Consider the following 20,419-nt stretch of genomic DNA (forward strand, 5'->3'; position numbering starts at 1 on the left):
TCATCACATACATGCGATCTCTGAGTAAGCGCTTACTTTCTATCGCTGCTTAATTCTTTCACTTTATTGCCGCCAGCCATCTCTCCATACCCGTCACTTCCCTTCACTCCGTAAATAAAGCGCTTTCAAAAAGAATTGTATGTCAACCGGTTCCATATGTCAATCGGTTGACATACAATTTTCTGATTATTTTAATCAAACAAAACGCACCCTCTTTATATGAAAACAGAAACACGGAATGTCCTTGCACATGTCAGCCTGATTCTCTAAAATAAGTGCGTGACGGAAATTGTAAGCCATTTCAGTAAGCAGGAGGGCACGGGAATGAAGCCTAACATTCATGATGTTGCGAAAATAGCGGGAGTTTCATCTACAACCGTTTCGCGGGTATTAAATAACCGCGGCTATATCAGCGAAAAAACAAAAGAAAAAGTGTACAAGGCGATGGAAGAAATCAATTACTTTCCAAACGATCTGGCCCGCTCTTTATTCCGAAAACGAACCAATTTAATAGGGCTTATCATCCCAAACTCCGGCAACCCGTTTTTCGGCGAACTCGCCTTTCATATTGAAAGCATTTGTACGTCCATGGGCTACAAACTGCTGCTTTGCAACAGTTTACATCGAAAGGATAAGGAAGAAAAATATTTGGAGATGCTGATAAGAAACCAAGTGGACGGCGTGATCGCCGTGACTTACAACCGGGGAATTCTCAATTATCACAAGCAAAATCTGCCGATTGTCGCCATTGATCATTACTTATCGGACACGATTCCCGTCGTCGGCTCAGACAACTATGACGGCGGAAAAAAGGCGGCAGAACTGCTGATTGAAAAAGGGTGCCGGCACATTGTCCATATCAACGGCCCGATTGAACTCGAAACACCGGCAAACCTCAGAAGAAAAGCATACGAAGACGTCATGCATGAACACAGACGGAAGCCTATTACATATGAAGTACCCTTTTATCAGCATTACCATGACATTATTTCAACATTATTCGATGAACAGCCCGACACCGACGGAATTTTTGCCAGCGATGATATCATGGCGGCTGCAGTGATGACCGAGGCCAAAAAACGGGGAATAGACATCCCGAATCAATTAAAAGTGATCGGTTATGACGGCACTGAAACCGTTCAATCGGTTCTGCCGGACTTGGCAACCATCCAGCAGCCGATTGAATTGATTTCCAAAACAGCCATCGAGATTTTAGCAAAAGAAATTGAAGGCGAATTTGATGATTTGCCGCTGGAAACGTATTTGCCGGTACGGCTTTTGGAAGGGCGGACAACGTAGTCAGACCCTTCCAAAAGCCGTACGTAGCGACGCGATTGCGGTCTATTTTGAGCGCTCCGGCCATATCATTTTCTCAAGGCTCCGGCATTGATCATCCTCATTTCCACTTTGCTGTTTGAACTTTTTGTTTTATGGGAAAAATGGTGTTAGAAGAAAAGGTTGGCATTTTGGTCAGCGTTTTGTTTGACCTTTATTGACCAAAAATGTATCATGTAAATACATACTTACCTAAAAGGTGAAGGAGGAGCATTATGAATTTAATACCTACAGTCATTGAACAAACGAACCGCGGAGAAAGAGCTTATGACATTTACTCCCGTCTTTTGAAGGACCGTATTATCATGCTTGGATCTGCGATTGATGACAACGTTGCGAACTCCATCGTGTCACAGCTTTTATTCCTTGAAGCGGAAGACCCTGAAAAAGATATTTCCATTTACATTAACAGCCCTGGCGGATCAATCACTGCCGGTATGGCAATCTATGATACAATGCAGTTCATTAAACCGAAAGTATCCACGATCTGCATCGGTATGGCCGCTTCTATGGGAGCATTTTTACTTGCAGCCGGAGAAAAAGGCAAACGTTACGCGCTTCCTAACAGTGAAGTTATGATTCACCAGCCGCTTGGCGGAGCGCAAGGACAGGCGACAGAAATTGAAATCGCGGCAAAACGCATTCTCTTGCTTCGCGACAAATTAAACAAAGTGCTTGCTGAACGTACCGGCCAGCCGCTTGAAGTCATTGAGCGCGATACAGACCGCGACAACTTCAAATCAGCTGATGAAGCCTTAGAATACGGCTTAATCGATAAAGTGCTGACACGCAATACAGAAGACCAGAAGTAATGCCAAAAAAACCTGCAAGAGCTGATGTCTCTTGCAGGTTTTTTTATGCTTTATTCCCATTCAAAAAAGTAATGAATGCTTTGACGACAGATAATTCTAACGCTGAAGAATTATACATAAGCCAAGTATCGCGTATCACAGGCTCGTTATTTTTATAGGATAGCGCCAATGTGTATAATTCATCAGAAGGCTGAAGACAGATTTCCGGCACAACAGAATAACCGAGACCGTTTTTCACCATCTCTTTACAGGTTTCCTGCCTGTCTACCTCCATCGCAATGAAAGGCGGTTCAGTAAATTGGTTATTCCACCATTTTTGAATCAAACTTTTCAAAGAAGCATCAGTTTGATAATAAATCATCGGCAATTTGGGAAGGTCCTCACTGTTGATTTCAGTTTTTGAAATAAGGTACAGCCGCTCTTCATTTAGCAGTTGTTTTTCCCCTTGCCAATCATAATTTCCCCTCATAATCCCAAGGTGTACCCCCGAATGATGAAGCAGATCCATCACCTTCGCACTCCATCCCGTATTGACGTGGAATTGAACAGACGGATACTGATCAGAAAACCGTTTTAGAATCGCCGGGAGCTTATACTGAGCAAAATTGCTTGAGACTCCTAATCTGAGAACCCCGCTGACTTCATGGCTCATATTGAGCATATCATCCTTCACTCTTCTGAATTCCTGCAGCATCTCTTTCGAATAATCAACCAGATGTTCACCTTCTGAAGTGAACTCCATCCCTTTTTTTCTTTTATAAAAAAGGCGCACTCCGAATTGTGCTTCCAGGTTTTTGAGCCGATAACTTAACGCCGGCTGTGTCATATATAATCGCTCTGCCGCCTTCGTCATATTTTTTTCTTCGAATAATGTAATGAGCACAATCCAATCCTTTTCATCCATATGAAATCCCCCAAAATATTTTTCTGCTATAAAATTTCCTCCTATTATAAAAGTTTTTTATTCAACTTTATAAAAATTATATGTTTTACTTATAATCCTTATTTATCATACGATATTTTCCAAAGGGACCGGTACCTTTTTATCCACACAAAATGATGTAAGGATGAGACAGCATGGAAAAAGTTCCTGTAACCGTCATGAGAGGCGGCACCAGCAAAGGCGTTTTTATTCATCAAAAAGACATGCCAGACGATACAAACCTATGGAGCGATTTTCTTTTAGACATTATGGGGAGCCCTGACGAGAGACAAATTGACGGTCTCGGCGGCGGCCATTCTCTCACAAGCAAGGCAGCCATTATTAAGAAATCCGCCAGAAAGGATGCAGATGTTGAGTATACGTTTGCTCAGGTCAGTTTGACTGACCATTTTACCGACTTCAAAGGCAATTGCGGAAATATCTCTTCTGCCGTAGGCCCTTATGCTATTGATAAAGGGCTCGTTCAAGCTGAAGAGCCGGTTACAAAAGTCAGAATGTTAAATACAAACACTCAAAAAGTGATCGTAGCAGAAGTTGAAGTCAGAAATGGAACATTTCATTACCAGGGGGACTGCTCTATCCCCGGGGTTCCAGGTACAGCTTCTCCTATTTATCTTTCATTTCACCAGGCTGAAGGAGCGGTGACCGGTAAGCTGTTTCCCACTGGTCAGCCTATTGATGTTCTCGATACACCGTATGGAAATATCTCGGTCTCGATTATTGATTACGCTAATCCGCTTGTCTTTGTAAAAGCAGAGGCCACGGGGCTTACCGGCTTAGAACTTCCGGATGAATATACTCCGGATATATTGGAAAAGCTCGAAATGATCCGATCGATTGCAGCCGAGAAATGCAGATTCGCTCCGAGACATGAGGCTGCTGCAAAATCACCGGCCGTACCAAAACTAACATTAATCTCATCTCCAGCGGATTATATCGATACAAAAGGGATAAAGAGACACGCAGAAGAGATGGATCTTGTCATTCGTATGATGTCCATGCAAAAACCGCATCAAGCTTTAGCCATTACAGGGGCGGTTTGTACGACTGCCGGCATGCTATTGCAGGATACAATATTATCTGAATTTTCATTCTATGGCAGAACGATTCGATTGGGACATCCAAGCGGCATTTTAGAAACCGAGGCAGATGTTGATCCGGATGGAACAACGATTAAAGTAGTACGCACAGCAAGAAAAATCTCTGAAGGCTATGTGTTTACAAAGCAAAGTTACAACCTGAATACGCTGAATCACATTGGTTAATACCAGTCTTCAGACAAGTCAAAGATAAACGGAGGAATACGAGATGATCAATGTAAATGCGTCTAATCGATTAAACAGACTGCCTTTTTCAAGGGCCCATCAAGCAGTGCTCGTTATCCTTTCATTCGCTTACTTTTTTGATTTTATCGATTTAAATACGTTTTCATATGCGGCGCCTTCACTTTTAAAGGAATGGAACATTTCGACTCATACCATCGCTTTTATTACGTCTGTCTCCTATTTCGGAATGTTTATCGGCGCCTCTGCCGGAGGATGGTTTTCAGACCGTTTCGGAAGGAAAAAAGGTTTAATTCTGGTTGTCACTTTTTTCTCTTTCTTCTCCCTCCTCTCTTCTCTGGCTTGGAACCCAGAAATACTCGGTGTTTTTAGATTTCTTACGAGTTTAGGTATCGGCGCCACAACGATTGTGGCAAGTACGTATATCAGCGAATTTTTCCCATCCGCAACTAAGGGTAAGTACCAGGCAATCTGTATTACAATCGGCATATGCGGAATTCCTGCAGCCGGCTGGGTGGCTAAATTGGTCGTGCCGTCCGCCTCTTACGGCTGGCGGTTTATCTTTCTATTCGGCGCGGTCGGTATTTTTTTTCCGCTGATCGCCAGAAAACTGGAAGAATCACCGAAATGGCTGGACACGAAAGGAAAAAGCGAACAAGCACACCGCATTCTGCTTGAACTGGAGGCAAAAGCAGAAAAAGAAAAGGGTGAACTGCCTGAACCAGCTCCGGCTCTGCGAAGCAGACAAACCGCTGTAAAATCCGTACCATATCGGACGTTATTTCAAAAGCCTTTGGCAGGAAGAACTTTTGTTTTAATGACGATGTGGGCTGCTTCCACGATTGCAATTCAAGGCTTTGGCACATGGGTTCCCACCCTTTTGGTAAAAGAAGGCGTATCAATGGATGAGTCTATCGTATACGTCACTCTGGGAACGATCGGTGCCCCGCTGGGCGCTCTCATTGCGTCGCAAATCTCTGACCGTGTGGATCGAAAGTGGGCCATTTCTGTTTTATCGTTAATTATTATGGCGCTTGGATTCTTTTATGGCATCAATCCTTTGCCGATGGTCATTGTCATATGCGGATTTCTCATGCATATGTTTGAGCGTACTTTCAGTTCGATCGCATATGCCTATACGCCGGAATTATATCCGGTTGAAGCCAGGGCGTCTGGAAATGGCCTCACTTACGGCGTAGGACGTCTTGCGAATGTAGCCGGTCCCTTTGTCGTCAGTTTCCTGTATTCAGGCTACGGATTTTTAAGTGTTTTCTTGTTTTTTACAGGCTGCTGGTTTCTTTGTGCACTGACAGTCGGTATATTTGGAATCAGTTCAAAAAAACAAAAGATGCAGCAGGATGATTTCATATCGGAGGAAACATTCGTGCAACAAAAGTTGTAAACGCATACAGTCTGCAAACCGCAAAACATCCATCTCCTCTGAGGAAATGGATGTTCTTCTTTCAACCCCAACAGCATTCTCTTTCTCATCTTATTCTCATACATATGTCTTATCCTGAAGAAAGGTGTGATACGTATGAGAAAGAGAAAACGATTTCCAGAAAGAAAAGGTATTCTATAGGCGGAGAATTTTCCATCAGAATAGATTAGATGCAACCGCCGAAACATATTTCAGACCTCTGACTTACAATTCCCGCCATTTCTTATCTAAAATCGGGTATGTATACCGATTCATCTGCTCAATCAGCTCATCCGGCCGGGAGGAACTGTGTATCAGCTTCAAATGAGACTCATTCGAAAATCCTTCCTGAATGCTGTACTTGACCATCTTCATCATCGGCTCAAAATACCCGTTCACATTGTACAGTCCGATCGGTTTTTGATGAATGCCGATTTGCGCCCAGCATAGCACTTCAAATAACTCTTCATATGTTCCGAAGCCGCCGGGCATGGCAATGTACCCATCGGCAAGTTCACTCATTTTCGCTTTCCGCTCATGCATGCCGCTGACTTCAATCAGCTCCGTCAGATTCTGATGAACAACCTCTCCGCTGAACAGCCCGCTCGGCATGACGCCGACAGCTTTTCCGCCGCCTGCCATTAACGCGTCGGCGACGGTTCCCATCAGACCGACCCGTGAACCGCCGTAAACAAGGCCGATTCCCTGCTCCGCCATATATTCACCCAGTTCGGCCGCTTTGCGTTTGTACTCTTCATTTACCCCCGGGTTTGACCCCGCAAATACACAAATGGTTTTCATTTTTTCATCTCCATATCTATATATGTACATCAATAAATCAAAATACACTATATATTGTCCCATCTCTATATGATAATATCAATAAGAATCATACAGGACATAAGGAGTGTTTCACATGCAGATGGCTGAAGCAGAACAATGGACGAAAGATTTTTATGAAAAACGAGGATGGACGGCGTACGGGCCATTTATCAGAATCGGTTTTTTAATGGAAGAGGCGGGTGAGCTCGCCCGGGCGGTAAGAGCATATGAAATCGGCAGAGACCGGCCGGATGAAAAAGACGCGACCCAGGCTGAACGCAGGCAGGAGCTGATTGAAGAAATGGGTGACGTCCTCGGAAATCTGGCCATCCTTGCTGATAAGTACGGCATCACGTTAGAAGATGCGATGAAAGCCCATCAGGAAAAACTGATCAAGCGCTTTGAAACCGAATAAAAACACGGCCTGTCCGCTTTTTCATGGACAGGCCGTATCTGAATTTATCCCGTTATCTCGTCCTGATGCTCAAAGAAATGCTGTTTCCCGATTTTATGAAACAGCCCCGTCTTCCGGATGAGCTCTCTCGGCTGTGATTGCAATCCGACGATCATCAATCTCCCGTTATGCCGTTTGATCCGGTTCATCACATTCCCCAGCACCGCTTCTGCGGAGGTATCCATGTAATGTACATTATTCATCAGCAGAATAAGCGTCTTCGGCTTTTCCTGAAGCCTCTCCAGCAGCGATGTTTCCAGTGAATCAATTGAACCGAAAAACAGCGGCCCTTCAATGGAATATGTGCTGACGGACGAATCATTTTTAACCGATTTGACAGCGGCATGCGGTGTTTTGATACGTGTTGATTCGCTCATTTTTCTGATAAAGAAAACAAAAGCGAGCACGAGACCGGCAGAAACGCCGATGATTAAATCAAACAGAACCGTCAGCAAAAAGGTTGCCGCCAGTACGAATGAATCAGTGTTTTTCAGCCGCATCATATTGGCGACTTCCCTCCGCTCACTCATGTTCCAAGCCACAACCATCAATACCGGCGCCATGCTTGCCAGCGGTACGTGAACGGCAAGCGGGGCGAAGACGAGCAGGACGAGGAGGACGGTGACTCCGTGGACAACACCGGAAATCGGAGAAACTGCGCCGTTTTTAATATTTGTTGCGGTCCGCGCAATCGCTCCCGTTGCCGGTATACCGCCGAAAAGCGGCGCTGCCATATTGGCGATGCCCTGCCCGACAAGCTCCCTATTGCTGTCATGCCTTGATCCTTTCATATTGTCCGCGACCATCGCCGATAATATGGACTCAAGTCCGCCGAGAAGCGCAATGATCAGAGCCGACGGAAACATCATGATCATGTTATCGATTGAGAAATCAGGAAGCTGGAAAGCCGGAAGCTGCCGCGGGATTTCCCCGTAAGCAGAACCGATTGTCGCCATTTTGTCAGGAAAAAACACGACCGCCGCGGCTGTAGAGACAAGCAGCGCCACAAGCGCGCCCGGAATCTTCGGCATCAGCCTGGCTGATAACAGCAAAATGGCCAAAGCAATTCCCGCGATGAGGATGCTGTACAAATTAAAGGTTCCGAGCTTCTTGCCGATTTCCGCAATGTTGAGGATAAAGCTTTCATGCTTTTGGATATCGCGCAGACCGAGAAAATGGGCAATCTGCTCCGAGAAAATCAGCACCGCGATTCCGGCCGTAAATCCGACGATCACCGGCTTCGGCACGAATTTCATAATCTTTCCGAGCTTAAATACGCCAAACAGGACGAGCATGACGCCTGCCATAAAACCGGCTACGAGTAAATTCTCAAAACCATACTGCATCACAATGGCAAATAAAATGGGAACAAACGCCCCCGTAGGCCCGCCGATCTGATATTTAGAGCCGCCCAACAGCGAAATTAGAATTCCGGCCACAATAACGGTGTAAAGCCCGTATTCCGGACCGACCCCCGAGGCGATGGCAAAGGCCATTCCCAGTGGAATCGCTACAATTCCGACCACAATTCCCGCGACTAGGTCTTTCTGAAATTTCTGCAAATTGTATCCCTGATATCTGCCGGTAAATTGCATCGTCAGCTGCATCCTCCTTTGACTGTTTCATAACCGTCAACGACAACATCCAACGTCCCCGTCCCCGGATCAATCACCAGCCCGTGCACCGGCACTTCTTCAGGCAAGAGCGGATGATGCCTGACCATATTCACGCTGTGGGCCACGCTTTCTTCGACGCTGTGAAAGCCGGTCAGCCATGTTTCCAAATCGACTCCCGCATGCTGCAGAAGGCTGAGACATTTGTCTTCCACGCCGCGCTCTTTCGCTTTATTTAATATGGAAGCCGCATTTAATCCCGACATTCCGCACTCGCGGTGACCTATGATGCAGACTTCCTCTGCCTGCAGTTCATAAACGGCAACCAAAATGCTCCGCATGACACTTCCAAATGGGTGAGAAACAATGGCTCCCGCGTTTTTTATGATTTTGGCATCGCCGTTTCTGAGTCCCATCGCCTGCGGCAGAAGCTCCGTCAGCCTTGTATCCATGCAGGATACGATGACAAGCTTTTTTTTCGGGAATTTTGTCGTTTGGTAAGGTTCATATTTCCTTTCTTGGACAAACTGCTGGTTGTGCTCCAAAATGCTTGATAAAGAAACCATTTTTCTATTCATCTCCCATCCGATTGTATTGCAAGCCTTCTTACCCAGCTTACAGTAAGGAATTATAGCACAGAAAAAGGCCTCAAAAGCGCTTTCAAAAAAAGACACGATAATTTGACTGTAAATTCAGATTATGTTCATTTATATCTTTCAAAAATAATAAAATTTATCTTTACACCAACCTATAAAGCTTTTGAAAACAGCGGTTCCGCTCATTTTGCCTTCAGAAATATAGGCGGATTCTGTTATTGTTTGGAGAAATCAAGCATGTACATTTCTTTTTCTTTCATTTTAAGTTCAAAAGAACCAGAAATTTATCGTGATGCGTTTGAATATTTCTCACGTTACCGCTTCTCTTATATAATAAAATAGAGAAGAAAGACAAAGGAGGAGAAGCCCGTTGAAACCCTATGTATTCATCGCGAAACCGGTACCGCCGGAAGTCGAGCAAATGATAGGCGAGCATTGCCGCTATGACATCTGGAAAGAAGATACCATTCCAAAAGAGGAACTGTACGAAAAAATGAAAGATGCTGAAGGGCTGCTGACATCCGGAACGGCGATTGACAGTGATTTACTGGATCACGCGCCGAAGCTGAAGGTCGTCAGCAATAATTCTGTCGGCTATGATAATTTTAATATTGAAGAAATGAAAAGACGGGGGGTTGTCGGCACGCATACGCCGTACACCTTAGATGACACTGTCGCTGATCTGGCTTTTTCATTAATCCTGTCTTCCGCCAGACGGGTTGCCGAATTGGATCGATTCGTCCGCGCCGGCAAATGGGGAACCGTTGAGGAAGAATCTCTTTTCGGTATGGATGTCCACCATCAGACATTAGGAATTATCGGCATGGGCAGAATCGGTGAACAAGCTGCCAAACGGGCAAAATTCGGCTTCGATATGGACGTGCTGTATTATAATCGCAGCAGAAAACCGGACGCTGAGAAGGAACTCGGGGTTACATATGCCGACTTAGATACACTGCTGAAAACATCAGACTTTGTGCTGTTAATTACGCCGCTTACTGACGAAACGTATCATATGATGGGAGAGCGGGAATTTAAATTGATGAAAGATACGGCATGTTTCGTCAATATTTCCCGGGGAAAGACGGTTGATGAGAAAGCGCTCATCCGCGCATTGCAGGAGGGCTGGATAAAAGGCGCCGGTTTAGATGTGTTTGAAAAAGAGCCGATCGCCGAAGACAATCCGCTCCTGCAGCTGGAAAACGTCACATTGCTTCCGCATATCGGGTCAGCAACGGCAAAAATCCGTTTGAATATGTTCAAGCAAGCCGCACAAAACATGATTGACGCCGTATACGGAAAAACGCCGAAAAACCTCACGAAGGAATTTCAATGAGATGAAAAATCCCGGCCGTTTCAGCCGGGGTTTATTTTTTGCTAGATCAAAAGAACTATTTTTAAATTCTTTCTATTCCTTTCTCTCGATGCTGATACAATGAAAAGGAATCAGCTTCACATGATAAAAATGGGAGGTATTGCTTTGAAAAAACGATTATCGTGGATTTCCGTTTGTTTGCTGGTGCTGTTCTCCGCGGCGGGGATGCTGTTTTCCACGGCTGCCAAGACGGATACATCTTCTCACAAGGCGCACACTGAAGCACAGGTTATCAACACGTTTGACGGGGTTGCGGATTATCTTCAGACCTATCATAAGCTTCCTGATAATTACATTACAAAGTCAGAAGCGCAGGCCCTCGGCTGGGTTGCATCAAAGGGGAATCTTGCAGACGTCGCTCCGGGGAAAAGCATCGGCGGAGACATCTTCTCAAACAGGGAAGGCAAACTCCCTGCCAAAAGCGGACGGACGTGGCGTGAAGCGGATATTAACTATACATCAGGCTTCAGAAATTCAGACCGGATTCTTTACTCAAGCGACTGGCTGATTTATAAGACGACAGATCATTATAAAACCTTTACAAAAATGAGATAAACACATACAAAAAACGGCTTCCCTGCGGAGGCCGTTTTTTTTGCAGAGAACCTGCGAGCTTCATATAAAATGAGCAGTAAATTTTTCTTCAAACTCTGATCGGTCTATTCTGCTGTTCTCCGCCGTGCCATCGTGTTTTTTTATTGTTATATTGCGTTCAGACAGAACCATGTGCCCTTCCGGTGTCCGCTTAGAAGCAAGCAGGCGTTTGTTGAAAGGAGAGCGTTCATGTTCAAAGATTGTTTGTTTCATAGACTTGAGGTCCTTTTCATCGATTTCTTCAAGCGAAAATGCGTAACCTGTCTGCCAGCCGTCCCCTTTGTTCATTTCAAGCAGGTATGTCCCGAATTCCGTCTCTTCTATCCTCACGCGGAACGCTCCGGCCGCTGATACCGTCTCGTCTCCCGACATCGGCACAGGCTGCATGGCGAGATTGAGGCCGAAGCCTGCATCAGCGATGTACTCATTCCCCCCGGCGGAAAGAAGTACGGCCGCATGTGTGCCGGGCAGCGCCCAGCCGTTTTTCCAGACCGTTCCGCGGATCAATTTGACATCAAATCCGGCATCTTTCAGGATGAAATAAAGCAGTCCGTTCAAGTCATAACAAAGGCCGCCATGAGGTTCCTTCACCATGTGCCGCCACAGTCCTTCTTTCGTGACGTCATATTCTTTTTTGGACAAAACCGCGCGATTTTCAAACGGAAACCGATATGCGAGCGCCTTTAAAAACTCCGGCAGGTTGCTAAAATCGAGGGAATCCTTTTCCCAGCCTATCGTTTGATAACAATCTTTCAGAAACTCATTCATCGTTCCGTCCCCCTTACAAAGTGTTTACACTTCTTCCTGCACATAAGCGGACAACTTTTCCAGCGCTTCCTTTTCATCGTCGCCTTCAGCGATCAGAGTGACTTCCGTCCCCGTGCTGACCGCCAGACTCATTAATCCCATAATGCTTTTGGCATTCACTTTCTTGCCGTTTTTCTCAAGAAACACATCTGATGCAAAACGATTTGCCTCCTGTACAAACAATGCAGCGGGACGCGCCTGCAAACCCGTCTTTAAACGCACTTCCACTTTCTCCTGAACCATAAGATCTCCCCTTTTCTGTACGGTTATTTCAAAGTGATGCTTTGTCCTGTACGCAGCTGTTCTGCGATTTCATCGAGCTTTCTCAGCCTGTGATTGATGCCGGATTTGCTGATTTTCCCGCTTGCAACCATTTCCCCCAGTTCTTTCAGCGTGACCTCCTGATAATCAATCCGCAGCTGCGCAATTTCGCGAAGCTTTTCCGGGAGCGCTTCAAGACCGATCCGTTCATCAATGTATTTAATATTTTCCACCTGTCTGAGAGAAGCACCGATGGTTTTGTTTAAGTTTGCTGTTTCACAATTGACGAGGCGGTTCACTGAGTTTCTCATGTCTCTGACAATCCGCACATCTTCAAAACGCAGCAGTGAATTGTGAGCGCCGATGACATTCAGAAATTCAGTGATTTTTTCCGCCTCTTTTAAATACGTAATATAGCCTTTTTTCCGTTCAAGCGTTTTGCTGTTCAGATGAAATTCATTCAGCAGCGCGCATAATGAATCGTTATGTTCCTTATAAAGCGAGAAGATTTCCAAGTGGTACGACGATGTTTCGGGATTATTCACAGATCCCCCCGCCAAAAACGCCCCTCTCATATAAGAACGTTTGCAGCAGCGTTTCGCCACCAGTTCCTCAGAAATATTCCGTTCAAATACAAAGTTCTCTCCGAGGATTTTCAATTCCTCTAAAATCAGCTTTGCATTTTCAGAAAAGCGCACAATATAAACATTGTTTTTTTTCAGCCGCATTTTTTTTCTGACTAACAGTTCGACCGATACATCATATTGTTTCTTCAGCAATGTATAAATACGGCGGGCAATCGCCGCATTTTCGGTTTGAACGTCAAGCACGAGATGGCGGTTTGAAAATGACAGTGAACCGTTCATCCGAATCAGCGCGGACAGCTCCGCCTTGGCGCAGCAGTCCTTCACTTCCAGATTCGTCAGTTCTTTTTTTGTTTCCGATGCAAATGACATATTAGCCACCTCATTTCAAAAGGCCTCTAGTCCCTTAATAAATCGACAAGAAGAGAAGCCACTTTATGTGTATCGTGACGGATTACGCCATTTTTATACGTGATAATCTGATCCCTGATGACCTCAAGCCCCATGGATTTCAGCTTTTCAACATTGAAGTCGACGGGCCGGGCCAGCTCTTTCGCATATTTGCTTTTGATTTCGTCAGGGATCTCCTCATTGTTGATTAAGATCGTGTCGATAAACGGCTGCTCCATATGATCGTTCAGCGCCTTGACATGGTCGGCCGCACTGTATTGCAGCGTCTCTCCGGGCTGTGTCATGACGTTGCATATATATACTTTTTTGGCCGCAGCCTTGACGACTTCCTCTCCGATTTTCGGTACGAGCAGATTCGGAAGAATGCTTGTGTACAGGCTTCCCGGACCGATAATGATTAAATCGGCCTGACGGATGACGTCAATCGTTTCCGGGAGCGGATCAATTTTTTCAGGCGTAAGAAACACCCGTTTAATCCGCTGGCCGTAAGAAGGGATTGTCGATTCTCCGGAGACGACCTGCCCGTCCTCCATTTCAGCGTGAAGAACGACACTGGTGTTGGCAGCCGGCAGCACTCTGCCGCGGACATTCAGCACCTTGCTCATTTCGGTGACAGCGTGAAAGAAATCACCGGTTATATTTGTCATCGCTGCCAAAATCAAATTGCCGAGCGAATGTCCGGTTAAGTCGCTTCCTTTGTTGAAACGGTGCTGAAACAGATTTTCAACGAGCGGCTCAACATCTGACAAAGCAGCCAGTACGTTACGGATGTCACCCGGCGGCGGAATTTGAAGTTCATCCCGCAGACGGCCTGAACTTCCGCCGTCATCAGCAACTGTCACAATCGCCGTAATATCAACGGGCTTATGCTTTAACCCCCGAAGCAGCACGGACAGACCAGTTCCGCCGCCGAAGATTGCGATTTTCGGCTTCTTATTCATTTCCGGCTTCTCTTTTCAATGTCCCGGTGAGTGACATGAGTATAGAAATCTTTTTTAAAATAGTCAGCCAAATATTCAGCGAGCGTGACGGAGCGGTGCTGGCCGCCCGTACAGCCGATCGCGATGACAAGCTGGCTTTTACCTTCCCGCTTATAAGACGGAAGCATAAAGCCGAGCAGATCAACAAGCTTTTCAATAAACTTTTGTGTTTCGTTCCACTTCATCACATAGGATGACACTTCCTCATCTTTCCCCGTAAGCGGCCTCATGCTTTCAATGTAGAACGGATTCGGCAGAAACCTTACATCAAACACGAGGTCGGCATCTATCGGAAGCCCGTATTTGAAACCGAATGACATCACGTTCACTGTAAATGTTTCACCTTGGTTCGTGGCGAAATGCGCCACGATTTTTTCACGCAGATCACGCGGTTTCATATCCGATGTGTCATAGATCAGCTGAGAGCGCCCTTTCAATTCTTCAAGCAGCTGGCGTTCCAGCGCGATTCCTTCAAGAGGAAGCCCGGTAGCGGCCAGCGGGTGAGAACGCCTCGTTTCTTTGTATCTCGTCACAAGGATGGAATCCTTAGCGTCTAAAAAGAGAATGCGCGGTGTAATCCACGGATTTTCCGCCATTTCATCCAGCGCCTCAATCAGCCTGTCAAAAAATTCACGTCCCCGCAGATCCATGACAAGCGCGACCTTGCTCATTTTTGAACTTGATTCTTTCATCAGCTCCAAAAATTTCGGCAGCAAGGAAGGCGGCAGATTGTCGACGCAAAAATAGCCGAGATCCTCAAAGCTTTGAATGGCGACGGTTTTCCCCGCTCCAGACATTCCCGTAATGATGACGAGCTGAATATCATGGTTTTCATTCATACTCATCTTTCTCCCCCCTGCGGTCTTTCTTTTATTTGATAAGCTGCGGATCTAAACGATAGCTGAGCAGCTCGAAGTCCGGCGTATACGTAAAGGTGCCGTGCAAAAGCCCTTGGCCCTTGATCATAAAATCAAGGATATGCCCGTCTCCGGGGGCCATCGGAAGGCTGTGGATATCTTTTACGTCATGCCACTTCAGAACGCCTTCCTCTGATTCAGCGACATTTCGCCCCGTGTACGAGTCGGCGACGAAAGTAAACATCATCCACTCTGACACGATTTGTTCCTGTTCCTTAATAATAAAGGTAAACACGCCTTTTAACTGCGGATTTAGTATATAAATGCCCGTCTCTTCTCTGTACTCTCTGATGACGGAATCTCTGACGGATTCGCCGCTTTCCATCTTCCCGCCGGGCGCGACCCACCAGCCCCGTCTCGGCTTTTGGAGAAGGAGAACCTGATCATCTGTCTGCAGCACACAATTTGTCACTCTTTGCACAAGTACGTCACCTAACCTTCTCAACAAATCATCGTCTCTTCATTATACCGTTTCGGCATGTCTCTCACAATGCAGAGACACCGACATCCTTTTCTTTTATTTGACAGAAAACAGAAAATCGCAAAAAAAGGGCACGGATACTGGAATCCGTGCCAAAGTGTATTCATTAAAAAGGGGGTCAATTACTACATTCATCTTAAAACATCAGTATTTCACCCGTGTTACAGCGTAATTAAAACACAGTAACGATTCAAAAACTGAACATTACAGTGATTATTTAACGGTTTTGAGCGTTTCCTCAAGCTCTTCCACATAATGCTGAACACTTTGAGCCGCAATACTTCCGTCGCCTGTCGCCGTTACGATCTGGCGGAGCGTTTTTTCACGGATGTCTCCCGCGGCGAAAATGCCTGGAACTTTTGTTTCCATTTGAGCGTTTGTTTCAATGTAGCCTTCTTCATTTGTGATGCCCAAGTTCTCGAACGGTTTAGAAAGCGGAAGCATACCGATATAAATAAAGACGCCGTCAGCTTTGAATTCTTCTTCTTCTCCCGTCACGGTATCCACAAGAGTAAGTCTGCCGACTTTTCCGTTTTCCTCATGGATTTCTTTTACGGTTTTGTTCCATTTGAAGTCAATTTTCTCATTGTCAAAGGCACGCGCCTGAAGAATGCTTTGCGCACGCAATTTGTCACGTCTGTGAACGATGGTGACTTTTGAAGCGAAGCGTGTCAGATAGACGCCTTCTTCAACGGCGGAGTCTCCGCCGCCGACAACGACAAGCTCTTTATTTTTAAAGAACGCGCCGTCACAAACCGCGCAGTACGATACGCCGCGGCCGCCCAGTTCTTTTTCGCCGGGAACACCGATCTTTTTGTATTCCGCTCCGGCAGAAATGACGATGGCACGCGCTTTATATTCTTTTGAACCGGCTTTGACCGTTTTATATTCTTTACCGTCAACGATTTCTTTAATATCGCCGTACGCATATTCCGCACCGAATTTTTTCGCATGTTCAAACATTTTATTAGAAAGTTCAGGGCCGAGAATGCTTTCAAAACCCGGATAGTTTTCAACATCCTCCGTGTTGGCCATCTGGCCGCCCGGAATTCCTCTTTCGATCATTAATGTGGATAAGTTCGCTCGTGATGTGTAAACAGCAGCGGTCATCCCCGCCGGACCCGCGCCGATAATGATCACATCATAAATTTTTTCTTCTGACACCATGATTCACTCCTTTTCGAAATGGGGCGCACCCTATATGACTAAGAATCCCCATCAATCGTATTCCTTACCCATATCCTATTAAATCTGAAGGCAATTCGCTATTTTTTTGCTCATTTTTCTAAAAAACCGTGATTAGGCAGCTCCTGAGCGGGTATACAAATAAAGAAAGAGCCTTCCGGGATAGAAGGCCCTTGTCTTATTCATTATTGCACGACACGTCTTACATTGCCGTTGAATGCTTTCTTCCAGTAAGGGTTGCTCATAGAATCAATGGATACACCGTGTGATGTATTATCGTTCAGGAACGTTCCGTTACCTAAGTAGATGCCGACGTGGCCGTTTGTTTTATACGTGTTGAAGAATACTAAGTCTCCGCGTTTCATGTCAGACGCGCTTACTGCTTTACCTCTTCCGATTAATGTATCTGTGTTTGTGCCGCTTGCAGGTCCGAGATTAACGCCTGCGTTAGCATAAGCCCAGCGTACGAATGAAGAGCAGTCAAAAATACGGTTGTCAATATCGGATTGAGTGCGTCCGCCGCCGAACTTGTACGGGGATTGACCCACAAGGCTTGATCCTACGCTGATGGCGCCTTCAATACCGCCTGAATTTGAAATAACAGATCCGCCGTCAGAATCATCTGAACCGCCGCTGTTATGAGATGATCCGCCTGAAGTGCTCTTCGGTTTGCTTGAGCTGTCAGATGAATCAGATGATGTTGAAACAGCCGCTTTTTTCACAGTTTTAACCGCCGGTGCCGGCTGGCTGTCATCTTTTTGGTTTTGGTCTTCAGAAGCTTTTTGCGCTTCTTCCTGTTTTTTGATCAGGGCAGCCGCTGCAGCCTGCTCAGCTTTAATGCGCTTCTGTTCTTTTTCAGTGTCAGCTTTTTCGTTTGCAAGCTTTGATGCTTCTTTTTTCAGATCAGAGATAGCGGAAGCCGCTTTTTTCTGGCCGTTTTTCGCTTCGTCGAAAAGCTTGTCTTTCTGATCAAGCTGTTTGTTCAGGTCTTTTTGCATAGACTCGAGTTTCGCAAGATCATCTTGAACTTTTTTCAGCTTCACGTTAAGTTCAGCTTCTGCGTCTTCGAGTTTCGCTTTATCCTGCTCCTGCTGTTTGATCAGGTCTTTATCCGCGTCAACGATAGAAGATACCGCAGTCGCACGGGAAATGAAGTCTCCGAAGCTTGTCGCCCCTAAAAGAACATCTATGTATCCTTGAGAACCGCCGTTTTCCTGTAAAGAACGAACGCGTTTTTTCAGGATTTCATTGCGTTTTTCAATACGCGCTTCTGTTTCTTTGATTTCTTTTTTCAAATCAGCGATCTGCTTTTTCGTTTTTTCGTTTTCAGCTTTTTTATCTTCGATTTTATTGCTTGTATCCAACGCTTTAGCGTTAATGTCTTTCAGTTCTTTTTCAATCTTAGCCTGCTTGTCCTGAAGCTTAGACAATTCTCTTTCTTTTGCTTCAAGGCTTGAAGCCACCTCAGATTGCTTGCTTTCAATTTTTGCTTTTTTGCTGTCTAATGTTTCCGCCGATGCAGTTTTTGTAAACGGGATCAAAAAACTGCTTGTCCCGATGACGGAAGCCAAACCAAGTGTTAATAAACTCTTTTTCACTTTTTCTTTCCTCCCTTTTACTTTAAACCTGTTCTCATTTGGAATTCTATTATGAACATCAAAGTTACGCTCCCTCACATACCCGTGAGGCTGATGATTTTTATGTATAAATCTTTAAATCTTTTAAATTGGTATAGATTATACAGCACATGTAAAATAAACTAATCTCTTATGTACGAGACTCATTATACCATCATGTTTCGACAATTTTTATTACAGTTATATTTCAATGTGATTGCAAATCTCATATTTTGCAAAATAAACGGTGATTACGGCCTGATTTCGATTCGAAAAGCAAAAAAATACGTATGAATACCTCTTTTTTCGGCGGTAAAGTTCTGTTTTGCCCCTTTCTGATAAAAAAAGAACCGACTCTTTATATAGAAAGAATCGGTTTTATTCTAAAATATCATCTATTTGTCTGATGTATTTCGAAAGTGTTGCCGGGGTTATACCGTAAACGGCGGCCGTTTCTTTTTTCGTCGTTTTTTCGCCGTTTGCTTCTTTCCATACATATGCGATGGCTGCGGCCCATGCCCGCTCATTCTGTACGGCAGCGGCGGCCCGGATATGCTGAATGACGTGAAAAACCCAGCAGCTCATGACGTCAGTTTTTAAACTGTCGGCTTCCGCTTTCTCCAGCAGCTTGACCGTCCGATACGTGAACAGCGCATCACCGGAGACGCCTGAAGCGCCTTTTTCACCGGAAAGCAGCAGTTTGACGAAATCTTGTTCAAACGGTGAAACGGCGCGTTTTGCCGTCAGAACTTTTTCAAGCTGGTTCCGCTCTCCTTCAGCGCTGCTGATATAATAGGCGGCAAGCCGCTGTTCAAGTGAAGCAGGCAGCGGTTCCTGCCGCTCCGCCCAAGGCGCGGGCCGGTCTGATTCGGGAAATTCGGCTTCGGCCTTTTTCCAAATGGTTTCCGCAAATTCTGTGCGGCCTGTCCCGTAGGCTGAGGCGGCCAGCCAGTAATAAAACGTTTCGTCGCCTTCGAATCCGCTTTTGTAAAGAGAACGGAGCCATTTATAACCGAGATCATGTCTGCCGACAAGCGCAAGCGTCGCCCCCAGCTTATAGCGCTGTTCGAATAAAATCGGATACACATTGGCGAGTCTTCCGCTCAATTCTCCGACTTTTTCATCTTCCCTCTCGTAATAGCAGAATACAAGGAGGTTGCACAGGGCATGGAGATTGCCTTCATTTTTCTCAAGCACTTCGAATACTGTTTGTTTCGCTTTTGTGACATTGCCTGAGTAAAAGTAAGCGAGCGCCAGGTTGTTGTATGCAGACCAAAGCTCGGGGTAATCGGCCGTAATCTCTTCAAGCATAACAACCGCTTCATGAAGCTGGCCGCTCTCAAGAAGCGCTTTTGCCCGATCCTGCCTGATCAGCAGCTCATCCTGGTCATAGAGCGATTCGTTTTCACCCGCTTCGCCGAAATCCAAAAGCTCCATCAGATTTTCAATCTCTTCGCTGAATTCCCCGTCCGGATCGGCATCTGAATAAGCCGCCGCTTCTTTGTATGCTTCCTGAAAGAGCCCCAAATGCGCGAAATTATTCGCTTTAAAATAATGACACTCGGGCATTTCTTCTTTCAGGTTCACCAAAATAAAGTCGAACAGCTCATTTGACTGCTGGTAGTGGCCCATTTCAGAATAAATGACGGCCAGCCGGGACAGCATTTCGGAATCATTCGGCTCGAGGTGGACGGCCCGCTGAATCAGTTTGCTGGCCCGCTTTAAATTCCGCTCTTTATATGCTTTTAAGCCTTTATGAAAAAAATATTGTCCATCCTGAAGCAGCTGGACAATTTGCGCGTGCTTTTTCTGTTCAGAAGTGTGTTTTCCCACAAATATCCTCCGTTTTATACGTATTACCGTCAGTAGTATACCATAAAACGGTTTCACCTCAATAGTTCAAAAGACAGGATCGGCTTCGTTTTTTACT

At 45.5% G+C, this 20,419-nt stretch carries 20 protein-coding genes; 7 read left to right on the forward strand and 13 right to left on the reverse strand.

Annotated elements, in window-relative coordinates; genetic code table 11:
• The first annotated feature begins 324 nt into the window (after positions 1-324).
• Positions 325-1,299, forward strand: a complete 975-nt coding sequence (locus V7728_RS01950) for a LacI family DNA-binding transcriptional regulator (protein ID WP_007407411.1) — start codon at positions 325-327, stop codon at positions 1,297-1,299.
• 251 nt (positions 1,300-1,550) lie between these two features.
• A complete protein-coding gene (gene clpP, locus V7728_RS01955) occupies positions 1,551-2,147 on the forward strand; it encodes an ATP-dependent Clp endopeptidase proteolytic subunit ClpP (protein ID WP_003151513.1) in 597 nt (198 codons plus the stop codon).
• Between the two features lie 43 nt (positions 2,148-2,190).
• Here the strand turns inward: clpP and V7728_RS01960 are convergent, their stop codons facing one another.
• Positions 2,191-3,051, reverse strand: coding sequence for a LysR family transcriptional regulator (locus tag V7728_RS01960; RefSeq protein ID WP_043020617.1), 861 nt, complete (start codon positions 3,049-3,051; stop codon positions 2,191-2,193).
• A gap of 173 nt (positions 3,052-3,224) precedes the next feature.
• Between V7728_RS01960 and V7728_RS01965 the strand changes: the two genes are divergently transcribed.
• A complete protein-coding gene (locus tag V7728_RS01965; RefSeq protein WP_099567115.1) occupies positions 3,225-4,355 on the forward strand; it encodes a 2-methylaconitate cis-trans isomerase PrpF family protein in 1,131 nt (376 codons plus the stop codon).
• A 43-nt stretch (positions 4,356-4,398) separates the two neighbouring features.
• Complete coding sequence (locus tag V7728_RS01970; protein ID WP_015240656.1) at positions 4,399-5,775, forward strand: MFS transporter; 1,377 nt, start codon at positions 4,399-4,401, stop codon at positions 5,773-5,775.
• A gap of 243 nt (positions 5,776-6,018) precedes the next feature.
• Here the strand turns inward: V7728_RS01970 and V7728_RS01975 are convergent, their stop codons facing one another.
• Positions 6,019-6,594 (reverse strand): TIGR00730 family Rossman fold protein, encoded by a 576-nt coding sequence (locus tag V7728_RS01975; protein WP_015240657.1) that lies wholly within the window; start codon positions 6,592-6,594, stop codon positions 6,019-6,021.
• Between the two features lie 115 nt (positions 6,595-6,709).
• Between V7728_RS01975 and V7728_RS01980 the strand changes: the two genes are divergently transcribed.
• Positions 6,710-7,030, forward strand: coding sequence for a MazG nucleotide pyrophosphohydrolase domain-containing protein (locus tag V7728_RS01980; RefSeq protein WP_003151506.1), 321 nt, complete (start codon positions 6,710-6,712; stop codon positions 7,028-7,030).
• A gap of 44 nt (positions 7,031-7,074) precedes the next feature.
• Here V7728_RS01980 and V7728_RS01985 read toward each other — a convergent pair whose 3' ends face one another.
• Together V7728_RS01985 and V7728_RS01990 are read right to left on the reverse strand one after the other, a co-directional pair.
• The gene (locus tag V7728_RS01985) at positions 7,075-8,664 is read right to left on the reverse strand and encodes a SulP family inorganic anion transporter (protein ID WP_025285335.1); all 1,590 of its coding nucleotides are present in this window, start codon (positions 8,662-8,664) and stop codon (positions 7,075-7,077) included.
• A gap of 2 nt (positions 8,665-8,666) precedes the next feature.
• Positions 8,667-9,248 carry a beta-class carbonic anhydrase gene (locus V7728_RS01990; RefSeq protein ID WP_003151503.1) on the reverse strand — a complete coding sequence of 194 codons (582 nt, stop codon included), beginning with the start codon at positions 9,246-9,248 and terminating at the stop codon, positions 8,667-8,669.
• Positions 9,249-9,648: 400 nt separating this feature from the next.
• Here V7728_RS01990 and V7728_RS01995 point away from each other — a divergent pair, with 400 nt between their 5' ends.
• Entirely contained in the window at positions 9,649-10,614 is a 966-nt protein-coding gene (locus V7728_RS01995; protein WP_007407418.1) for a 2-hydroxyacid dehydrogenase, read from the forward strand.
• A gap of 204 nt (positions 10,615-10,818) precedes the next feature.
• Positions 10,819-11,208, forward strand: a complete 390-nt coding sequence (locus V7728_RS02000) for a ribonuclease (protein ID WP_223204413.1) — start codon at positions 10,819-10,821, stop codon at positions 11,206-11,208.
• Positions 11,209-11,268: 60 nt separating this feature from the next.
• Here the strand turns inward: V7728_RS02000 and V7728_RS02005 are convergent, their stop codons facing one another.
• The 9 genes from V7728_RS02005 to V7728_RS02045 all read right to left on the reverse strand — a co-directional run bounded on the left by V7728_RS02005 (position 11,269) and on the right by V7728_RS02045 (position 20,322).
• Positions 11,269-12,015: an arylamine N-acetyltransferase family protein gene (locus V7728_RS02005; RefSeq protein WP_007407420.1), complete on the reverse strand. Its 747-nt coding sequence runs from the start codon at positions 12,013-12,015 to the stop codon at positions 11,269-11,271.
• A 24-nt stretch (positions 12,016-12,039) separates the two neighbouring features.
• Positions 12,040-12,297 carry an HPr family phosphocarrier protein gene (locus V7728_RS02010; RefSeq protein WP_012118534.1) on the reverse strand — a complete coding sequence of 86 codons (258 nt, stop codon included), beginning with the start codon at positions 12,295-12,297 and terminating at the stop codon, positions 12,040-12,042.
• 23 nt (positions 12,298-12,320) lie between these two features.
• Positions 12,321-13,271 carry a DNA-binding protein WhiA gene (whiA, locus tag V7728_RS02015; RefSeq protein WP_007407421.1) on the reverse strand — a complete coding sequence of 317 codons (951 nt, stop codon included), beginning with the start codon at positions 13,269-13,271 and terminating at the stop codon, positions 12,321-12,323.
• A gap of 26 nt (positions 13,272-13,297) precedes the next feature.
• Positions 13,298-14,251, reverse strand: a complete 954-nt coding sequence (locus V7728_RS02020) for a gluconeogenesis factor YvcK family protein (RefSeq protein WP_007407422.1) — start codon at positions 14,249-14,251, stop codon at positions 13,298-13,300.
• Positions 14,248-15,135 (reverse strand): RNase adapter RapZ, encoded by an 888-nt coding sequence (gene rapZ, locus V7728_RS02025; protein ID WP_012118535.1) that lies wholly within the window; start codon positions 15,133-15,135, stop codon positions 14,248-14,250. Before rapZ ends, V7728_RS02020 begins: the two co-directional genes overlap by 4 nt.
• A 25-nt stretch (positions 15,136-15,160) precedes the next feature.
• Complete coding sequence (locus V7728_RS02030) at positions 15,161-15,628, reverse strand: 8-oxo-dGTP diphosphatase (protein ID WP_003151491.1); 468 nt, start codon at positions 15,626-15,628, stop codon at positions 15,161-15,163.
• Positions 15,629-15,901: 273 nt separating this feature from the next.
• Positions 15,902-16,852: a thioredoxin-disulfide reductase gene (gene trxB, locus V7728_RS02035; protein ID WP_007407423.1), complete on the reverse strand. Its 951-nt coding sequence runs from the start codon at positions 16,850-16,852 to the stop codon at positions 15,902-15,904.
• Positions 16,853-17,058: 206 nt separating this feature from the next.
• Positions 17,059-18,471 carry a C40 family peptidase gene (locus V7728_RS02040; RefSeq protein WP_012118537.1) on the reverse strand — a complete coding sequence of 471 codons (1,413 nt, stop codon included), beginning with the start codon at positions 18,469-18,471 and terminating at the stop codon, positions 17,059-17,061.
• Between the two features lie 396 nt (positions 18,472-18,867).
• Positions 18,868-20,322 carry a tetratricopeptide repeat protein gene (locus V7728_RS02045; RefSeq protein ID WP_099567116.1) on the reverse strand — a complete coding sequence of 485 codons (1,455 nt, stop codon included), beginning with the start codon at positions 20,320-20,322 and terminating at the stop codon, positions 18,868-18,870.
• Positions 20,323-20,419: the final 97 nt, after the last annotated feature.

The organism is Bacillus sp. JHAA, assembly GCF_036961585.1.
Taxonomy (GTDB): domain Bacteria; phylum Bacillota; class Bacilli; order Bacillales; family Bacillaceae; genus Bacillus; species Bacillus velezensis.

Coding starts and splice junctions, on each gene's coding strand:
- V7728_RS01950 (WP_007407411.1), top strand. CDS start 325: ATGAAGCCTAACATTCATGATGTTGCGAAAATAGCGGGAGTTTCATCT.
- V7728_RS01990 (WP_003151503.1), bottom strand. CDS start 9,248: ATGGTTTCTTTATCAAGCATTTTGGAGCACAACCAGCAGTTTGTCCAA.
- V7728_RS01960 (WP_043020617.1), bottom strand. CDS start 3,051: ATGGATGAAAAGGATTGGATTGTGCTCATTACATTATTCGAAGAAAAA.
- V7728_RS01985 (WP_025285335.1), bottom strand. CDS start 8,664: ATGCAATTTACCGGCAGATATCAGGGATACAATTTGCAGAAATTTCAG.
- rapZ (WP_012118535.1), bottom strand. CDS start 15,135: ATGAGTATGAATGAAAACCATGATATTCAGCTCGTCATCATTACGGGA.
- clpP (WP_003151513.1), top strand. CDS start 1,551: ATGAATTTAATACCTACAGTCATTGAACAAACGAACCGCGGAGAAAGA.
- V7728_RS01965 (WP_099567115.1), top strand. CDS start 3,225: ATGGAAAAAGTTCCTGTAACCGTCATGAGAGGCGGCACCAGCAAAGGC.
- V7728_RS02005 (WP_007407420.1), bottom strand. CDS start 12,015: ATGAATGAGTTTCTGAAAGATTGTTATCAAACGATAGGCTGGGAAAAG.
- whiA (WP_007407421.1), bottom strand. CDS start 13,271: ATGTCATTTGCATCGGAAACAAAAAAAGAACTGACGAATCTGGAAGTG.
- V7728_RS02020 (WP_007407422.1), bottom strand. CDS start 14,251: ATGAATAAGAAGCCGAAAATCGCAATCTTCGGCGGCGGAACTGGTCTG.
- V7728_RS01970 (WP_015240656.1), top strand. CDS start 4,399: ATGATCAATGTAAATGCGTCTAATCGATTAAACAGACTGCCTTTTTCA.
- V7728_RS02000 (WP_223204413.1), top strand. CDS start 10,819: ATGCTGTTTTCCACGGCTGCCAAGACGGATACATCTTCTCACAAGGCG.
- V7728_RS02010 (WP_012118534.1), bottom strand. CDS start 12,297: ATGGTTCAGGAGAAAGTGGAAGTGCGTTTAAAGACGGGTTTGCAGGCG.
- V7728_RS01975 (WP_015240657.1), bottom strand. CDS start 6,594: ATGAAAACCATTTGTGTATTTGCGGGGTCAAACCCGGGGGTAAATGAA.
- V7728_RS01980 (WP_003151506.1), top strand. CDS start 6,710: ATGCAGATGGCTGAAGCAGAACAATGGACGAAAGATTTTTATGAAAAA.